General features: G+C 50.7%; 13 protein-coding genes. 8 read left to right on the top strand and 5 right to left on the bottom strand.

Annotated features, from left to right (window positions below; translation table 11 throughout):
• Positions 1-2 precede the first annotated feature (2 nt).
• Genes ACR3EJ_RS04895 through ACR3EJ_RS04885 form a run of 3 tightly spaced genes read left to right on the top strand, consistent with a single transcriptional unit; the run spans position 3 to position 3,188 of the window.
• Positions 3-1,310 (top strand): hypothetical protein, encoded by a 1,308-nt coding sequence (locus ACR3EJ_RS04895; protein WP_170542160.1) that lies wholly within the window; start codon positions 3-5, stop codon positions 1,308-1,310.
• A complete protein-coding gene (locus ACR3EJ_RS04890; RefSeq protein WP_170542163.1) occupies positions 1,267-2,451 on the top strand; it encodes a cytochrome c peroxidase in 1,185 nt (394 codons plus the stop codon). Before ACR3EJ_RS04895 ends, ACR3EJ_RS04890 begins: the two co-directional genes overlap by 44 nt.
• Positions 2,448-3,188 carry an MbnP family protein gene (locus tag ACR3EJ_RS04885; protein WP_480422781.1) on the top strand — a complete coding sequence of 247 codons (741 nt, stop codon included), beginning with the start codon at positions 2,448-2,450 and terminating at the stop codon, positions 3,186-3,188. Before ACR3EJ_RS04890 ends, ACR3EJ_RS04885 begins: the two co-directional genes overlap by 4 nt.
• Before the next feature lie 1,118 nt (positions 3,189-4,306).
• On the opposite strand, the gene ACR3EJ_RS04880 is transcribed toward ACR3EJ_RS04885, so the two are convergent.
• Positions 4,307-4,477 carry a hypothetical protein gene (locus ACR3EJ_RS04880; RefSeq protein ID WP_010438245.1) on the bottom strand — a complete coding sequence of 57 codons (171 nt, stop codon included), beginning with the start codon at positions 4,475-4,477 and terminating at the stop codon, positions 4,307-4,309.
• 244 nt (positions 4,478-4,721) lie between these two features.
• Here ACR3EJ_RS04880 and ACR3EJ_RS04875 point away from each other — a divergent pair, with 244 nt between their 5' ends.
• From ACR3EJ_RS04875 to ACR3EJ_RS04865, 3 genes are all read left to right on the top strand, one after another.
• The gene (locus ACR3EJ_RS04875; RefSeq protein ID WP_170542167.1) at positions 4,722-5,093 is read left to right on the top strand and encodes a hypothetical protein; all 372 of its coding nucleotides are present in this window, start codon (positions 4,722-4,724) and stop codon (positions 5,091-5,093) included.
• 191 nt (positions 5,094-5,284) lie between these two features.
• Positions 5,285-5,917 (top strand): hypothetical protein, encoded by a 633-nt coding sequence (locus ACR3EJ_RS04870; protein WP_170542168.1) that lies wholly within the window; start codon positions 5,285-5,287, stop codon positions 5,915-5,917.
• A gap of 331 nt (positions 5,918-6,248) precedes the next feature.
• Positions 6,249-6,728, top strand: coding sequence for a hypothetical protein (locus ACR3EJ_RS04865; protein WP_170542170.1), 480 nt, complete (start codon positions 6,249-6,251; stop codon positions 6,726-6,728).
• Positions 6,729-7,000: 272 nt separating this feature from the next.
• On the opposite strand, the gene ACR3EJ_RS04860 is transcribed toward ACR3EJ_RS04865, so the two are convergent.
• From ACR3EJ_RS04860 to ACR3EJ_RS04845, 4 genes are all read right to left on the bottom strand, one after another.
• On the bottom strand, positions 7,001-7,243 hold the full coding sequence (locus ACR3EJ_RS04860) for a glycine zipper 2TM domain-containing protein (RefSeq protein WP_170542171.1): 243 nt from the start codon (positions 7,241-7,243) through the stop codon (positions 7,001-7,003).
• 243 nt (positions 7,244-7,486) lie between these two features.
• On the bottom strand, positions 7,487-8,020 hold the full coding sequence (locus ACR3EJ_RS04855) for a hypothetical protein (protein ID WP_170542172.1): 534 nt from the start codon (positions 8,018-8,020) through the stop codon (positions 7,487-7,489).
• Positions 8,017-8,232, bottom strand: coding sequence for a transcriptional regulator (locus ACR3EJ_RS04850; protein ID WP_170542173.1), 216 nt, complete (start codon positions 8,230-8,232; stop codon positions 8,017-8,019). Before ACR3EJ_RS04850 ends, ACR3EJ_RS04855 begins: the two co-directional genes overlap by 4 nt.
• A gap of 511 nt (positions 8,233-8,743) precedes the next feature.
• Complete coding sequence (locus ACR3EJ_RS04845) at positions 8,744-11,392, bottom strand: AsmA family protein (protein WP_170542174.1); 2,649 nt, start codon at positions 11,390-11,392, stop codon at positions 8,744-8,746.
• Positions 11,393-12,669: 1,277 nt separating this feature from the next.
• On the opposite strand from ACR3EJ_RS04845, the gene ACR3EJ_RS04840 reads away from it, so the two are divergent.
• Both ACR3EJ_RS04840 and ACR3EJ_RS04835 read left to right on the top strand, forming a co-directional pair.
• On the top strand, positions 12,670-13,050 hold the full coding sequence (locus tag ACR3EJ_RS04840; protein WP_170542175.1) for a hypothetical protein: 381 nt from the start codon (positions 12,670-12,672) through the stop codon (positions 13,048-13,050).
• A gap of 490 nt (positions 13,051-13,540) precedes the next feature.
• Positions 13,541-16,195, top strand: coding sequence for an AsmA family protein (locus ACR3EJ_RS04835; RefSeq protein ID WP_480422777.1), 2,655 nt, complete (start codon positions 13,541-13,543; stop codon positions 16,193-16,195).
• Positions 16,196-16,201: the final 6 nt, after the last annotated feature.

Genomic DNA, 16,201 nt, shown 5'->3' with positions numbered 1-16,201 from the left:
TTATGTTTGATTTTTCGTTGAAATTCGCCGCCCTGACAGCAAGCAACACTGCGCTTATTGTTGGTGTGTTGACGGCGAGTGCTCAGGCTCAGGTCCGTGAAGAAAGTCGCGCAATGGTGTTGTTGCGCTCACTACCGACGCTCAGCGCGAGCCACAGCGTGGCTATAGTCGAATTGGATCCAGAGTCCGAAGATTTCGGCAAAATTATCAGTGAAGTAGAGCAGCCGGAACTTGAGCATCCGCTTCACCATCTTTACTACAGCCCTAACGGACGGCTTTATTCCACTGGTCTAGATCCCAAATGTAGTCTTGCGGAGATCGGATTGGCGCGTGACTCAACCGGCGCGCCCGAAGTGACCGGCATTCAGTGCCTCGACACTGCCGGCCAGATGGTGGGCGAAGACATCATGTGGACCCGGTCAAACGGAACTGAGTACATGTTTGTCACTTTCATGGGCGGCCTTGGCCAAGCCGATGGCGGTACGGTTGGCGTGTTCGACGCGCAGACCAATGAGGTCATCAAGGTGATAGAGGCGCGGAAAAGTGAAGTTGGGGAAAACGCGCCTTACATCCTGTATCCACATGGCATCTCGGCCTTTGACGACAGGATGGTTGTAACTTCCACTGTTCACCCAGATCTCGCCACCGGTGTTGGCAATACGGTAACAATCATCGACCTCAACGCGCTCGAACCGGTCCAGACGATTGAGGTGCAAGGCGAGATGCCAGTCGGTTTCCCGTCTTCGCCCGTCGAAGTGTTGTTTGCCCGACCGTCGATCCACGAAGACATCGAACCGGCAGTGCTGGTAAATACCATGTTCGGCTTTGAAACATGGTCAATTCCGTATGACGCTGAAGCTAAAACTTTCGGGCCTGCTGAAGTGGTCTACAGCGGTGTCCAAAACGGAACCGCGGTGCCACTCGAATTCTACGGCAACGACACTGAGTTGTTTATCAGTCACGCGCTTCCGGGCGTGGTGAAACGATATGATCTTTCAAAGCTGCCCAAGCTGGTTTCGTCAGGACCAGACATCGTCGCCGATGCAGGTGCGCACCACATGATCTTTTTCACCACGAAGTCAGGACGTGAGGTGATCGCCATCCAAAACAATCTTCTCAATCTTGGCGACGCGAAAGCAAACGACCCGACAGATGTGGACTTTATCGCCGGCCTCAACGCACACACGATAACCGTCCACGACCTTGCCACCGGCGAACGGCTAGCCACGGTGAATTTCCGTGAGCGCTACAAAAAAGGTGTCGACAATGTCGAAGGACTTTTTGGCGCAGGGTTCGTTCACCACCACTGAAAAGCGCCAAAATATCAAACTGAAACTCGGGATCGCCGGGCTTTGCCTGGCGATCTTTATTGCATTACTGTCTGCGTTTTGGATCTCACGATCTCCTCCTGCGCCAACAGCCATCGCAGATTTCAAAGCACCATTTGTGTTTGGCCGCTTTTCGATCCCGGAAGATAACCCTCTGACAGAAGAAGCTTTTCAGCTTGGCAGGCGGTTGTTTTATGATCCCATGTTATCCGGTGACAACAGCATGTCTTGTGCAACATGCCATCAACAGGAGCGCGCCTTTACGGATGGCCAACCAGTGGCCTTGGGGCATGGCGGAAAGGAGCTTGCCTTCAACAGCATGAGCCTTGCCAATCTTCTTTGGGGACCGCGCCGGTTTTTCTGGGACGGTCGAAGTCCGACGCTTGAACACCAGGCACTGCAGCCATTGATAAATCCGGATGAAATGCAGCAACCGCTGGACGAACTTGTTCGCGAGCTAAAAAGCGCGCCTGAATATCCCGAGATGTTCTGGAAAGCCTACGGCGAGGTGTCGGAAGAGAACGTCGCCCGCGCGCTGGCAACCTTTATGCGAATGTTGATTTCCGCGAATTCCAAATACGATCGATATTTGCGTGGCGAACTGCGTCTTTCGCCGCAAGAAGAGCACGGGCGCAAACTGTTCATGGCGCATCCAGACGTTAAGGCCTCCTTGCGTGGCGGAAACTGCATCGACTGCCACAGTCAGTTCGTGACAGCTGGGTTTTCGGATGGCTGGGATGGCTTTATCAACAACGGCCTTGATGCCGAACAGAACCTGGGCCGCGGACTTGAGGCGGTGACCGGTGACATCTTGGACCGGGGAAAGTTCAAGACGCCGACACTTCGAAACATAGCGGTTACAGGGCCTTACATGCACGATGGCCGGTTCGCGACCCTTAGCGAAGTGCTCACGCATTACAATTCCGGCATTCGGTTTAGCGATACACTTAGCCCTTTGATCCTTGAAGCGGATAATACCGTCGTAGATCCCATTGCTGCACACGGCCTCGGCCTCGCGCCCAAAGAAGTCGATGCAATTATCGCGTTTCTCCACACTTTGACGGATGAGGCATTTCTGACGGAGCCAAAGTTTTCAAGCCCATTTGAGGAAGAGGCACAATGAAACGCCTAAACAGACTCAGCGTCGTCGCCGTTTCCACTTTGGTCCTAGCAGCCATAATAGTTTTTGCCTTTGATTTTCGAACGAAACCCGGGCCGCTGAAACTGATTTTTGTAGCCGAAGCAAATGGTGAGCCGATTGAATTCGACACCTTCGCTTACACCAATCCCGGCGGAACAGAGATGTTCCGCCTTCGTGATTTCCGTGTCTACATCTCCAACATCATTCTGGCTGACGGTGACAAGGTACACGTCGTAGAAAACAGCTACCATTTGTTGAGGTTTGACCGCAGCACGCCGCAATTCAATGTGGTACTACCGAAAGTGCCTTTGCGACAGATATCAAGAATTTCGATGTCCATTGGGATTGATGAAGCCGCAAACGGGTCTATCGAGGTACGAGGCGACCTTGATCCCAATAACCGCATGGCTTGGAACTGGAACATCGGCTACAAATTTGTTCTAGTCGAGGGGGCCATCCAAATGGACGGCGCTGTAATGCCATTGGTCTACCATGTCGGCTTTAACGAAAATCGCCGGGATCTCGACTTTGTGGCGCCGACTTCCGTTGAACGGGATGAAAACAGACCGCTGACATTTTCCTTGGACGTCATGAAACTCTTTTCCGGAGAGGAGGTCATCGACATGACCGAGCTACAAACCGTAAAGATGGACAAGTCCGACGCGGCACTCTTGGCAACGAATTACGCCCAGATGATTAATCCCACCTGGGGTGATTAATGGTGAACCTTGAGGAAAACTCACCAACAGGCGTCCGTCGAGTGGCTAGGTGACTCATTTATTCAGAAGTAGCGGGTCCATCCTGTAAAACGACATGCCCTATGATGTCTGCTTTGTCCGCACAACTGCCGTTAGTCTCGTCGCCAACCCTTTAAAAGCTCCCCAACCCGGTATTGTTCAACTTCGCGGTGTGCCATTGCGGTACGATAATAGGTCACCAAATCCTCCCATGACGACACAACATCCCGCCTCATTATCTGTGCCTGCGCATTCTATGACCGAAGGCTTCAACAACGCGCAGATGATAGAAAACCTAGTCGTTAGCCCCATCTACCTTGAGAATTCGGTGCTTTGAGGCTGCAATGACCCCATTCAGGTCACCAAACTCGGCCAGAAGATGCTTTGCTAATGGATCAGCCAAGCGGAGAAAGCTGTCTATCGGTATCTGTTGCCACACCCCATAACGCCCAGCAAATAGAGGTAAATAGCAACCCAGACGCAGCAATCACGCAATAGAGCTCTAGGATAGTCAGGTCTGCAACAGTCATGCCCCACAACATGGACACCAGCACCCGGCCTGTAAAATCCGTAGGGGGGGGAGTTAAGCCGGATTATCCAATGATATCAGCGCCTATTCACGCTTAATGTGCACACAAATGACTGACCGAGAAAACGCCACAATCTGGATAAGCGTCAACTCTTCTTCCACTCCTAACAAGGTTGGATACCGCATCCTGTTCAGTAAATTAGCTACACAGCATCGGGGCATCTGCTCAGATAGCTGTAATCAGGGCGTTTGCCGCTCCTAAAAAACCCGCTACTGCCGCTGCACTCGCCAATAGTATACAGACGACTTCAATCGCACTTAGTTTCATGTTTTGCCCCCAAGCAAGTCTCACATTGGACTTAGGGCAACCGTCGATGACCGAAAAGAAGGTCATGATTTACGTGGCGGAAGCCTGCCTTGTTCAAGGCGTCAATCCGCTCAACTATCTATGCATATTACTTATGGTTGAGGGCATGAACGGTACTTGAAGCTTGACCTGTTGCACCACTGCACCGCTTCTATCGCTTGAGCCCTTTCTCTCGCCCACACGCCACCATTTCGCGTCTGAGCGTCACAATCCCTGCAACACTGGTTCTGTGGTGTTCAGCCGCTCGTATTGCTCTACCGCTGACAAGTACTCCGCAAGCTGCTTGCCTTCCTCGGTATCTGGTTCCGATCCCCATAGATACTCAATCTCTCGCAAGGCGGCGCGGTATTCAGTCGGGGTGCGCACAGTGGTCATGGAAACACCTCAAAGCTTTAATCAATACGACGTGCATACCTGAAAGTGCGTGATTCTGATAGGCGGCTGTTTTGGCCTCGATACGGTTTCGCTCAATGTTGTAAGACCCGTCGGACTGGATAGCATACAATTGCGCTACAAAGGATTAACGCACATTAAGCAAAATTAACTTTGGCTTTTTCAAACCATAACGCGACTTCATCAATAACACTTCCCGAGTTCATAAAGTTCATGGAGTGCGGCAATGTTTGACTTTAGTGACGTCACATTTGACATGGAAAATTCATATGTGCTTGAAGCAAGATCACAGGATTATGCGATTAACACCAGTGATTTGAGTTCGAACTTGGATGCCAATGATTTGGATCTCGAATTTGAAGAATGGGCAGACTCGTCGGATCATCCACCAAATGCGGAATGGACATCTGATTTTCTCAACGAGTACCAAGACCCGCAAGATTTGCGCGACATGCAAGAACTGATGGAGAGTGGCGCGCTTAGCCCTACGACTGAAGAACTGAACCAACATAATCAAATATTGCGAGTGCTAATGACGACTTACGGGAACACCATAGTTGACTTGTCGCGAGCGACTGCATTTAGCCTTACTCGTTAGTGCACTGGCCCTGCACCGATTGCGTCCGGTGTGGGGCTTTCAATTGGGTGTCATCTAATCTGGAAGCACCCCGCTCTGGACCGCTTCAAAGAATTTGAGGAAAGGCCTGCCTTCTGGCGGTTATTCGCAATCGGGTTGATATGCTCAACCTTTGGGTGCAAAAATAATTCCAGTATAAGCGGAGACGGTTCTTGGGTCAGATTGGAAAGGGCGAGGTGTGGCTCGCGCTCTTGTTTCTTGCGATTTTTTCGTTTGCTTTGCGTCACTACGTGCAACCGGTTTGGGTGCAGGACGCCGACGCAAAAGTGGCTAACGCACTTGAGTTGAGCTACGCGGGATCGAGGTTCGACCAATTCGAGGTCTCTGTGGAGCAATGCGAAATCAGAATGTATCGCAAAGATACCAAAGCATGTGAAAACGGTTCAACACTACAGGCATTCAGCACATACATAGACCTTCGCCATCACGAAGCGGAAATTGGCGACATCAGCAAATCCGATGGCGATACGTGGTCAATTTTTGTGAACTGGAAGCCGGTTGGCGAGTGGGAAACTCAGACGGAAGAAATTAAAAAAGAGGCTGAAGCACACCTTCAGTCTGCCAGGACGAAGTATGGGCGCGGACAGGCGGCTGTGATTGCGGCCAGCGAAAACCTTTCTCAGTCGTACGACACCAGTGACTTTCATTCACTTGGGACGACTGAGTATTGTCCCGCCGGACTGAGTGTAGGGCCATTCACAAGAGCCTATAAGCTTGTTGGGCGTGACGCTAAGGAGCTAAAGCAATCAATCCAAGCGCTGATGAATGAATGTCGAGCACGCTAATTCCTGGCCGGACAGAACAGTTCAAACGGCACCGTTTAGCAGGTTTAGCGGTTTTTGCAGGGGTTGGCGTCGAAACAGGGTTTTCTGCGCAATACGCGCGCCTAGTCTGTTATCGGTTGACGGTGTCAATTGCAGAATCGAGGGTGAGGCGCATTGCAGGCCCCTGTGGCAATGCTATCTACGCACCAGAAAGCGACCGAATTTATTTAGGAAAAATCAATTGAGTGCTCATAGATGGAAATCGATAGCTACTGTATTCCTGACGTTTTCGGCCTCAACCGCACAGTCATCAGATAGTTGCAGCACGTGGGTGGGAAGCCCGAATAGAGACATGGTGGTCGAGATTTCCGAGACGTTCTTTCTCAATGAGGTGCGCAATCTTGGTGAAGATCACCAAAAAACAATTGAAAGCCACTTACGGGAGAATACTCAGCTAATTAATGAACCGATATTCAGGGCACTCTGGGCTTATGTTTATGCTCTCAAAGGTGATTATCTGAGTGTTGTTGCACAAGCTGAAGCAGCCGAGCGCTTGGCTCTTAGAAGGCAGGACTGCTATTTGTTGGAAATCATTGACATGTCACAAGCGCTGAGAATTGCGTCCATCAGAGCGCATGGAATTTCCGAACAGCGTGACGAAGTGCTCTTTGACGGGTTCACTACGGTGTTGCCAGATTCCAGAGGGAACAGATTGGTCGATAGCGCAGTTGTTGTTTGCGAAGCACTGGCGGCAATCATTTATGCGGAAACCGGGCGTCAGCTTGACGTAGGCGAAGACTGCCAAATCAAGAGCGTTACCCAGTTACAGTGAAAGCCCTCTTTGGCTTTTATGTTGCTTAGCAAAGGAAGTTTGTTTTTCCTTCTCAAGGGTATCGTTAAGCTCGGTCAAATCGAGGTAAGAAAAGGGGCGCACCCACCACAAGCGCGCCCCACCAAATGAATTACCAAATCCTAGCGTTCTCAAATACACCAACGCTTACTCGTTAATGCAGGCAGTATGTCCGATTCTGAGTGGGCGGTCAGTGACGCGGGTTACACAGGTTAGATATTAAGTGGACTTCAGAGTCTTCGATCAAAAATTTGTTAGTTGCAGGCTGATTGCCCTGCATACATACCAACGCCTGCACCTGCTGCGGTCGCCAGAGTCTTGCCTGTTCCGCCACCGAACCGGTTTCCAACCACTCCCCCAAGGGCAGCACCACCTAAGATACCTGCAGCACAGCGTGCGTCATGCTGTACCTGTGCCTGAGTGGGCGTCGTCGGTGCTCCACATGCAGCCACGAGCAGTGAAATGCCAAGTGCACAGGTTAACAGTACTTTGTTCATCTCGATTGCCTCTCAAATTACCGAATTAGTTGTCTGAGTAGGTGGCTCTTGGTCATCTATAGTACAAGGTATCAGCGTCTGTGCGATATGAGCTTAACTAAATCTTAATAAAGGGAACTCTGGGTCCAGCCCCTCGCCCGTAACCCAATCTCCTTGAGTTTTCTAAGTCTCAGTTCGCCAGTCTCCCGAAGCGCAGGCCACCGTTACCCACCAATGGCTCATTCTTGCATTACGGGTTTGGCGTCAGTAGCAACTCGCTACAATTTCGCGAGCGACTTGAGTGTCTTCTCCAAATGAAGTGTATAATTCCAGATATGGGCTGATGACCCTATTGTCCGAAACGTAAACTCGGAAATCGGGCAAGTTGGGATGTTCATTTATTGAGCCTTGCAGAGCCTCAAATTGCGTCTGAGAAACAGCGTTTGCCGGGTCGGCTTCGAGCCATTGAGACATATCGTCGTCGCGCCAATCGAGCACCCAAAAGTCATTGGGTGAAGCTAAGCGGCTTGGATCATATTCCCGAAGCCAGACTATTCGGGAAAGCCGCATTGTGAAGTTTATTTTCGTAACTTTTGCCACTAGTTGGGCAAGCTCACCAAACTCGGGACGCTCGGTGGATACCAATTTGGCAAAGTCGTCCTGAAACTTGAACTTAAGCTCCAGCTCGTCTATCAGCGCTGGCTCTATGCAAGTCCAATCAGGTGAAGCCACCGTTGCGCTTGGCAGCAAAAAGGCACAAAGCACTGCAGTTCGGGTGAGGGCGCTTGATAGCTTCATTCCGAACCTTTCTTTGAAAGCACTACCCCGACTCCATCGGCCGTGTCACCTTCGTCAAGGAACTGGATGCCTTGGGCTTCAAGCGTTAGCCTCAAGTGTTGGACTGTAGAGGCTTTACCCTCGCCCTTATCGACCTTGTTCAAGGTATTTCGGTGCAATCCGGTCATTTCAGCCAAATCAGGATTGCTCAGGCCGAGTGCGGATTTTGCCATTTTGAACTGCTCGGGTGTCATCACTGCCCCAGTTATGTGCTATTAGCACTTTTTAGGTGTTTGCAGCATGTGCTGTGCTTACTACCTATATGCTATCAGCACAAAGAACTTAGAACAACGCTTGACCGGCAAGACTGCTATTTTGAATCCACAACCGTAAGAAACGGCAATGACTGAACAACGCGCCAGCGCGAACGGGGAAGCTTTATCTTATCCCAAAAAAGCTGCAACCACCTGATATCCCACGGGCGTCCTGCGGATCACTTTATAGATAAATGCAACAAAAACAGGGGATTCATTAGGATTGCAAATCCGCAGAGTAGTCGATCATGCCAATCCCATGGTTAGAGCCCCAGAGCGGACCTTGAGGCAATGGCGGGTTTGTCCGCGTAGCAGGCATTCATTGAATTCTACCGAACGACTGCTTCGAGCCCAAAGCAGAAATTGCATTTCGGAAGCAAAGTCTGCCTTTCTGAACTTTAGATTTGACTTTAACTGATCGCCTCTGCCACTACTGCAGTTGTAAAATATCCGGAACGCAAAGTTTTCTTTTTAAAGGCATTTTGTCCGCACCATCCGATCGTTTCAGTCTTTTTGGCCCGTCTTTGACCTTAACCTTCGGCTTAGCCAGCGGGCCCTTTAAAGTCACTGGCCAGGGGCTTTTCGAAAGAGGTTCTCCGATTTTGCGGGGTTGTAGATTTAAGTCCAAGGCCTTGCCAGTCAAATCAACAGCGCCAAAGACGACAACCTGGACGTGATCTGTTTCCAATGTGGTTTGTTTCGTCGAGAGGTTTCCATTAGAAATAATAATCGGCGCTCGCAAACATACAATTGGAGCTACCTTTTGTTTGTCCTTGGTAAACACCCAAGGTAGCACCCCAAGCCCCGCCAGATCTAAAAGCTGAGTCTCGATCGAGCCATCACGCAGTGAGACTGTGGCATTGCCACTCATGCTGTTAGCAAAATGCTTGGGTGAATCGGTTCCGCCTGTAATCGAAAAATCTGCATAGACTGTACCACTTGCGCCCTTTTTGAAGTTCAGGTTGTGAAGAATATCATCCAGCTGCCAGCCGCCTGCTTTGCCGGTCAACGTAAGCAGATGAGCGTCGTTCGATAGATCCATTTGCCCGCTGACGTCGAAATGTGCGCCTCCGTATTCAAACTTCAAAGGTCCGGCCCTGAGTTCATTTTCGTTGAGCGTCAGTTCACTTTGCAAACTGCTGATACCTTTAGCCCCCTCGATATGCCGAAGATCAATATCAACATCCATATCCATGCCGGACAGAAGAATTGAACGCCCGATAGGTTTCAGTGTCACATCTCTCAGAGGGCCGGTGTCGTCGACTTCTTGATTGATGTCTTCCTCTTCAGGCTCCGATCCACCGATCTTCCGCAACTGCGCGGCCGCCTGAACGATAGTTCGGATCTGATCAACTTTTATCAGGTCACTCTCTATCGACACCTGTAGTACAGGGTCACTCGTTGCATCATCAAGATCGGCCACAACTTGCAGGACAGAGTCGGCAACCTCGACTTTGGCATTCGCATTCCAATCGGTTCCTTCGCTGACAAGGCCAATTTCAAAGTTAGCCTGCCCAGTTTCCACCCGTTCAAGCGATAGGGCTTCTAAAAGGTCCGCTCCGGAGGGGACTTCGACATCTATTGCCAAATCCAGGTTCTCGAATTTGAGTACATTTTTGACAGTGCCATGCACCTCGAGGTTCCAAAGTTCCGTTTCGCTTGTCTTGCCATCCAAATTCGTCAGCGATAGCTGATTGATATCGCCATTCAAATGAAAGTCGCCGGAAAATCTACCAAGTTGATCATCCGGTCCCAGAAGCTCTGGTGAGATCAAACTGCTTGCCGGTATATCGATTAGGCCTTCTGCTGATATGCCTTGCAACTGAAGCGCGTCATCGACCGAACCGTTCAAAATGATAAACGGATCGGCGGGGTTTCCAATTCTCAGGTTGATGTTTCCGACCTTTAACGCGCCTTCTGGTGTTCTGGAAAGCTCGGAGAACTTAATCGGTGGCGGGCCTTCGCCGGACGTGTCCAACGTGAAGCCATTGGTCTTAATGACCATTTGTCGCTGCGGCACCTGCCCGGGTACGCTGTCAATAACCATGTCGACCGCGATAAGTTTAAGATCATATCGCGAGGCGGCTGGCGCTGGTTCCGCATCTTCTGGGTACAACCTAATTCGGGTTGTCAGCGATACGTCTTCCGGGTTGCCCAGTTCCCCGATCTGCCCCGTCAGCGAAAGGCTTTGCCCGCCATCCAACTCAGCCAATACAGATAGGCCGTCAATCCGCGCTGCGCCGTCGACTGATTTGAACGTTGCACCAATATTCCCCGTACCGTCCAAGACTCGGTTAAGCTTCAGGATATCGAGAAGCTGGCCAAGTTCTGCAATCTCTATGCTCGTCTTCACTTGTAGGCCGTTTTCTTGAGGGACTTCATCTGCGGCAATCGCAATCTGTTCAAAGTTCACCGTCACTTGAAACGGGTCTTCCGCGGGAAATGTCGCGTTCAGTTCAAACCTCTCTCCGTTTAGCGAACCGGCCCCGACTGCCGTCGCAACATCGGTTTCTGTATCACGCTTTAAGAGCAGCTCAGGAAGCTGCAGATCCAACTCAAGTCCGTTCAAATCGTTCTGATAAGAAATGGCGATATCAGTCAGATCAATTTTGCGGTCCGTTAGAATTCCGGCTAACAGCGGCGTCGGGGAATTTGCAGGTTTCCCGGCTTCAGCTTCCGTTTGGGAAATGGACTGCCAGTTTCCGAAGCCGTCTTTGTCTGTGATTAGGTTCAGATGAACACCTGAGAGCGAAAGACCACTCAGAGACAGTTTACTGTTCCAAAGGTCGCGCGCGGAAACTTCAAACTCGATCTCATCGATTACTGCAAGTTTCACATCAGCATTCTGAGAACCGGGTAGTTCCAGCCCTGTCGCTGACACCTGCAATTGCCAACCAAGTCCCAGACGCACTTCATCTTCAATTCTAACGTCCTGACCAAGTTTCTTAGAGATCAGATTTTCGACGAAAGCAGTCCTGATCGAAGAAAACAACACAGAAGACAGAAAAAGCCAAGCTGCCAACATTGCGACACACGCGACAGCGAAACAAATCAATATACCTTTTGCAACGTATCGCACGTACTTCTCCTAAATTTCCGATTCATCTAGTGGGCAGCCTAGACCATTTAATCATTAAGTTAATGGAATATATGGTCAGTAAATGTTCTGAAATCTGAATGATCTTGCCTATATAGCCGTTATTCTCGCCTATTTAGTCGAACCGCTAAGAAGCGAGTAATTGATAGACGTTCGACTAGTGCTTCACGCCCGGTTTCTAAACGGCAGGCTTGAGCGTTGCATGAGTGCTGACTAAATCGGTCCGACTATCCCTCCAACCGAAAGAAAGCAGGGTTCTTTCGATACCCTTCATTTATTCAGCAACTGCTACAAATGAATTCATAAAACAATGATGACACGACGAGCTCACTAGCCAGAAAACAAGAGGGTCAGGCTGCGTTTTGTTCCAGAGCAGGGGCCGTTACGAGGCAGATTGTTCACAATGTCCGGCTCCTTAGTCGGGGTCAATGTCGGTCTATTAAATCTCTTGGGTGGGGCCCTAAAGCAGCGCTCGCTAGTACTACGAACAAGAAGAACCACCAGTATTCTCAGCGTAAAGCCCGACCGGAGAACTGGAAGTATTTTGAGAAACACGTTTTTACTGCTTCGCCAAATTCCATATTTCACTCCTTTCTTACTTTCAGTGCGGACTCAAACGCTTCGCCGTTCAGGAGAACCCACTCGCCCCTAAGGATGCTCCCTCTTACCTTTTTTGAAAGCAGACGCTTATCATACGAGAGCGTAGAGAATTTTACGCGCGGAAAAAATGTTGATTTATGAAAAAATAGATTCAAACATGCGAATTCGACACAACTTTAATTTTACCTCCGTTGTTGTCGCTGTCGCCCGACTTGTCGGGCCCTTCCGACTTCTAGAGTGAGCGCTAGCGGTCGGAAGGCCTTTAATAATGATCGAGTGTTGGGAGGACGCGATGTTGAAACCTAACGCTCTCCCCATCTTTCCAGAGTTTGCACTAGCTTTCGCCAGTGTCGTCGTGCGGCCTTCAAACATTGTTGGCGGCCCCGATAGTCAACGAAATGTTGTTCCGCCGACCAAGCCCCACGCGGCAAGTTTTGGGAAAGGTAGTCACAGGATCGAGGTATGTTCTATTGGCTGCGCAGCACTGGCTCGCTCTTCGGATAGCGCAGGCCATGTATTCTTCGCGTCTGAGCCAAGGGGTTCTGAAATACTAAACGTTCATCGAACTGATGACGAGCGCGGACATGATCGAAGCCCTGAAGCGCGTGCCGGAATTTTCAACTCCGGTTGAATGAAGTTAGGAAGCAAAGGAAAAGTCTATGAAGATCGTATACGGAATTCTCGCAGCCTTATCAGTTGTGTTTTTCACCCTTGGAGGCAGCGATGCCCATGCCAAAGACAACAAGGGTAAAAAGCCGAACAAGGGGGGCAAGGACGGTGATGTCAGTTTTCAGATCGAAGACAAACCCGGCAAAGGCCCAAAGACTATCCCACCTGGTCAGATCAAACGCTACACGCGCGGTGCCAAGCTCCCATCTGATCTGGAGTTCGAGGATATTGGGGACCTTTCCAAATGGAAGCTGAAGGAGCCGGGCAAAGGAAACCGCTACATTCAGGTCGATGGTGAAGTCCTCGAAGTTACGAATGACCTGTCTACCGTTGTTGATGCCGTCGGCGTCGTCGGTGATCTTCTTAACTAGATGAAGGTACGATGTTTCAGGGCAAGAATTACCTCGCTTGTCCTGACTCTGGCCGGGGCGATCTTTCTGTGAACCCCGGCCCAAGTTGAAAACCCGGACACTGGACCTGGCGATGAAAAAAGCCCTTCTTGTACATTTTGCGCTTACTACCTTTTCAGCAACGCGCGTCCAATAGGTCGATGACGTTCATACTTTTGGACCAATCCAGACTTCCAAAGAGGCTACAACCAATAGGGCAAGTGTACTTATGGGAAGAATAAAAGCGACTGGCGGGGCTATCAAAGACGAATAGTGACACGGACCAACCGACCTGAATATGGTTCAGAAGGGGCGTTCAGTTAGGTGGGCCGAATATCTGCTTGTCAGAGACTGAAGGGCGAAAGCGGCGATAGGGGAGCGCATGAGGGTTTGGCTATTTAGGATAATTGGGCTTGTCGCACTTCTCGCATTCGCAGCAGTCGCGTTTGTTTGGTTGTTGTTTGCTGCTCCGATGTTCTCGGACATGCGGCGCGACCTTGTGGAAAGAGTACTTTCGGAACAAATTGGTCGGCCACTTCTAGTAAACGATGATGTAAGCGTCGCGCTTAGACGAATCAGTCGCATTTACGTCGGTGGGGTAGTCATCCCGAGCCAGACAATGCCGGAGTTACCTCTTGTAGAATTGAACCTGCTGGAACTGGAGCTGGACATTGTCGCCTTGACCAACGGACGTCTGCACTTTGACAATCTGGTAGTGGAAGGCCTACAGGCGAATATTCTTACGGCCGCAGACGGCACAACAAGCTGGCGAAAAGACAGACCAACACTCAAGCCGGTGTCCGAGGAAACTGGATCAGCGGATGATCAAAAAGACGTTGTTAGCGCTGATAGTACCAATGAGAGCGACACGGAAGGCAGTGGGATCCTGAACTTTCTGAGCGACAAGAACGTCAGTTTCAGGTCAATCGGGCTAAACATCGACGATAAGGTCTCAGGCTTCTCGTTTGTGTTTGACCTAAAGTCACTCGCTCTTGAACAAGCGGATAATGAAAAAAGAACGAAGGTCTCAGGTTCCGGCTCCGTCAACGGTCAGGGTTTCCAAATCGAAGGCGACTACCCACACGCCGCACCGTTTACGACACGCGCCAGTTTCGGGGAAATGACCGTAAGCTACGATGGCGAGCCGTTCTCGGAAAACGAAGGGGGTGGTTATCGAGCTGTATTGGAGATGGACACCGGTGAATTTGGTGATTTTCTAGATGTCATTGGATTGGAACGCGTATTGGAAGGCAATGGCCAGTTGCAGGCTGAACTCGTGTCTCAGGACGCCCTGAAGATCGAGGCGTTTACAACCACGGTAAGCCTGGAGGATGGACAGAGACTCGAAGCTGAAGGTTCAATAGATGACCTCTACACCGCTCAGGGCGTCGATCTGCTTTTCAACGCGCGGCTTCATCCGGAAGGACAACCGCCGCCAGCAGCAAAAAGTATCCAAGAGCTGAAATTTACCGGCTTTGAAATGCATATGGTCGGATCCCTGGCTTCCTTCGAATTTGAGAAGTTGCTGTTCCAAACCAATGCATTTGACCAGGGGTTAGACGTAATCGGTCCAGCCTCTATCGAAAGCATTCGCCGCATGCCAGATGGCCGCTTGGCCATGCTGGGCATCGCGCTGCAAGCTGGGCCAACTGAGGAGCCGATCCTGAAAGCCGAAGGGGAAATTCTCGATCTGCTTCAGCTTCAAGACGTAACATTCGATGGTGTGCTCGACGGGCCCGCAAAGTTGATTCTGCCCAACCTCGATGAAGACTATGTCGATCAGTTCGGCGGCATCAAAGCCGATTTCAACATAACCAATGCGGGTGGGCCGGTTTCACTCAACAGGTTTAACGCGACCACCTACGGGACCGATCTCTTGGCGCTCGATCTCGCACTATCTGTCAACGAGCTAAAAGGGCTTGCCGGTCTCGATTTCGACGTGAAATTGGACGTCGACGACAGCGCCGAGTTTCTAAACGCAGTGAATCTGCAAACTGTCGAGATCGGAGCACTAGCTATCGATGCTGAAACCTCCAAACAGGGCGAGGACTTTGATGCCGCAATCCAGTTTGAAGCCGGGTCTTCGCATCTTCTTGCGGCTTTAGACGCTGATTTCGCCAAGGGCGCCACTGTTGTTCGAGGCAACATCACGAGCGAAAGGCTCGATCTCAACGACCTGAAGAACCTGACTGCCGTGCTGGACCAACTGAAAAGCTTGGTAGGCGAGACCACAAAGGAACCTGAAGCCGAGGTTCAACCTTTGGTTTTACCGAAGGAGACAGACGTCCAGCCCTTAGTGTTGCCAAAGGAAAAAGGGAAACCTGCCGATCTTCTGGATGTGCAGCGCGTGCTGCGAGAAGCTGACGTCGAGGTACAGATCGAATTCAAAGAGATTGTAGGTCAGCAAGGCGTAACATCAGTTTCCAGCCAATTGTCTGCCAAAGAAGGAACCGTGGATTTCGGCCCTCTTCAGATGACTTATGGCGGCGGAAACTTCAGCCTGCGTGCGGTCATGGATCTGATTGACTCACCTGACTGGCTTTCGTTGTCGGGATCAACCTCGGGATGGGAATTCGGTGAGATCCTTGATGAATTGGGAATTGGTATTGATGCCTATGGCCGTTTGAGTGGGGAGTTCAACGTCTCTGGCGTTACCACCTCGGGCAAGGCCTTCATCAACTCCATGCGTGGCAATGCGTCTTTGTCGATGTCGCAGGGCTATATCAGTACTAGTTTGCTGGAGTTAGCCGGGCTGGGTATCTTCCCATGGCTGTTTTCGGAGGAGTTCCGACAAGGTTACACCGACATCACTTGCGTGTTCGCCCCCGTTGATATTCAAGTTGGGCGGGTGAGCTCAAGCTCCATCATCATTGAAACGGGATCGGTTCAATTGGTTGCAAAGGGGCAAGTGGATTGGCTGAACGATACGATAGCAATAAGAGCGGAGCCGCGGCGCGTTGGAAGACCCCTATCCCGAAGCGCCTGGCCTTTTGATGTGACGGGCCCGCTTTCGTCACCAAAATTCAAGCTGGATGTGGGCGGGTCTAGAAACAAGGCTCCGGGCAGCGCTGATGAAATGCCAGCCGACAGGCAACCATGCGTGCCGGACATCAATCAATTGCAATAATTGGAC

Source organism: Ruegeria sp. AB11, assembly GCF_056536325.1.
Note: the sequence above shows the minus strand (reverse complement) of the source record. Positions and strands in the feature narration are given on the sequence as shown.

What these genes read in the sequence shown, in the direction of transcription:
- ACR3EJ_RS04895 (WP_170542160.1), top strand. Translation starts at nt 3, where the DNA reads ATGTTTGATTTTTCGTTGAAATTCGCCGCCCTGACAGCAAGCAACACT.
- ACR3EJ_RS04890 (WP_170542163.1), top strand. Translation starts at nt 1,267, where the DNA reads ATGTCGAAGGACTTTTTGGCGCAGGGTTCGTTCACCACCACTGAAAAG.
- ACR3EJ_RS04885 (WP_480422781.1), top strand. Translation starts at nt 2,448, where the DNA reads ATGAAACGCCTAAACAGACTCAGCGTCGTCGCCGTTTCCACTTTGGTC.
- ACR3EJ_RS04880 (WP_010438245.1), bottom strand. Translation starts at nt 4,477, where the DNA reads ATGACCACTGTGCGCACCCCGACTGAATACCGCGCCGCCTTGCGAGAG.
- ACR3EJ_RS04875 (WP_170542167.1), top strand. Translation starts at nt 4,722, where the DNA reads ATGTTTGACTTTAGTGACGTCACATTTGACATGGAAAATTCATATGTG.
- ACR3EJ_RS04865 (WP_170542170.1), top strand. Translation starts at nt 6,249, where the DNA reads ATGGTGGTCGAGATTTCCGAGACGTTCTTTCTCAATGAGGTGCGCAAT.
- ACR3EJ_RS04860 (WP_170542171.1), bottom strand. Translation starts at nt 7,243, where the DNA reads ATGAACAAAGTACTGTTAACCTGTGCACTTGGCATTTCACTGCTCGTG.
- ACR3EJ_RS04855 (WP_170542172.1), bottom strand. Translation starts at nt 8,020, where the DNA reads ATGAAGCTATCAAGCGCCCTCACCCGAACTGCAGTGCTTTGTGCCTTT.
- ACR3EJ_RS04850 (WP_170542173.1), bottom strand. Translation starts at nt 8,232, where the DNA reads ATGGCAAAATCCGCACTCGGCCTGAGCAATCCTGATTTGGCTGAAATG.
- ACR3EJ_RS04840 (WP_170542175.1), top strand. Translation starts at nt 12,670, where the DNA reads ATGAAGATCGTATACGGAATTCTCGCAGCCTTATCAGTTGTGTTTTTC.
- ACR3EJ_RS04835 (WP_480422777.1), top strand. Translation starts at nt 13,541, where the DNA reads ATGTTCTCGGACATGCGGCGCGACCTTGTGGAAAGAGTACTTTCGGAA.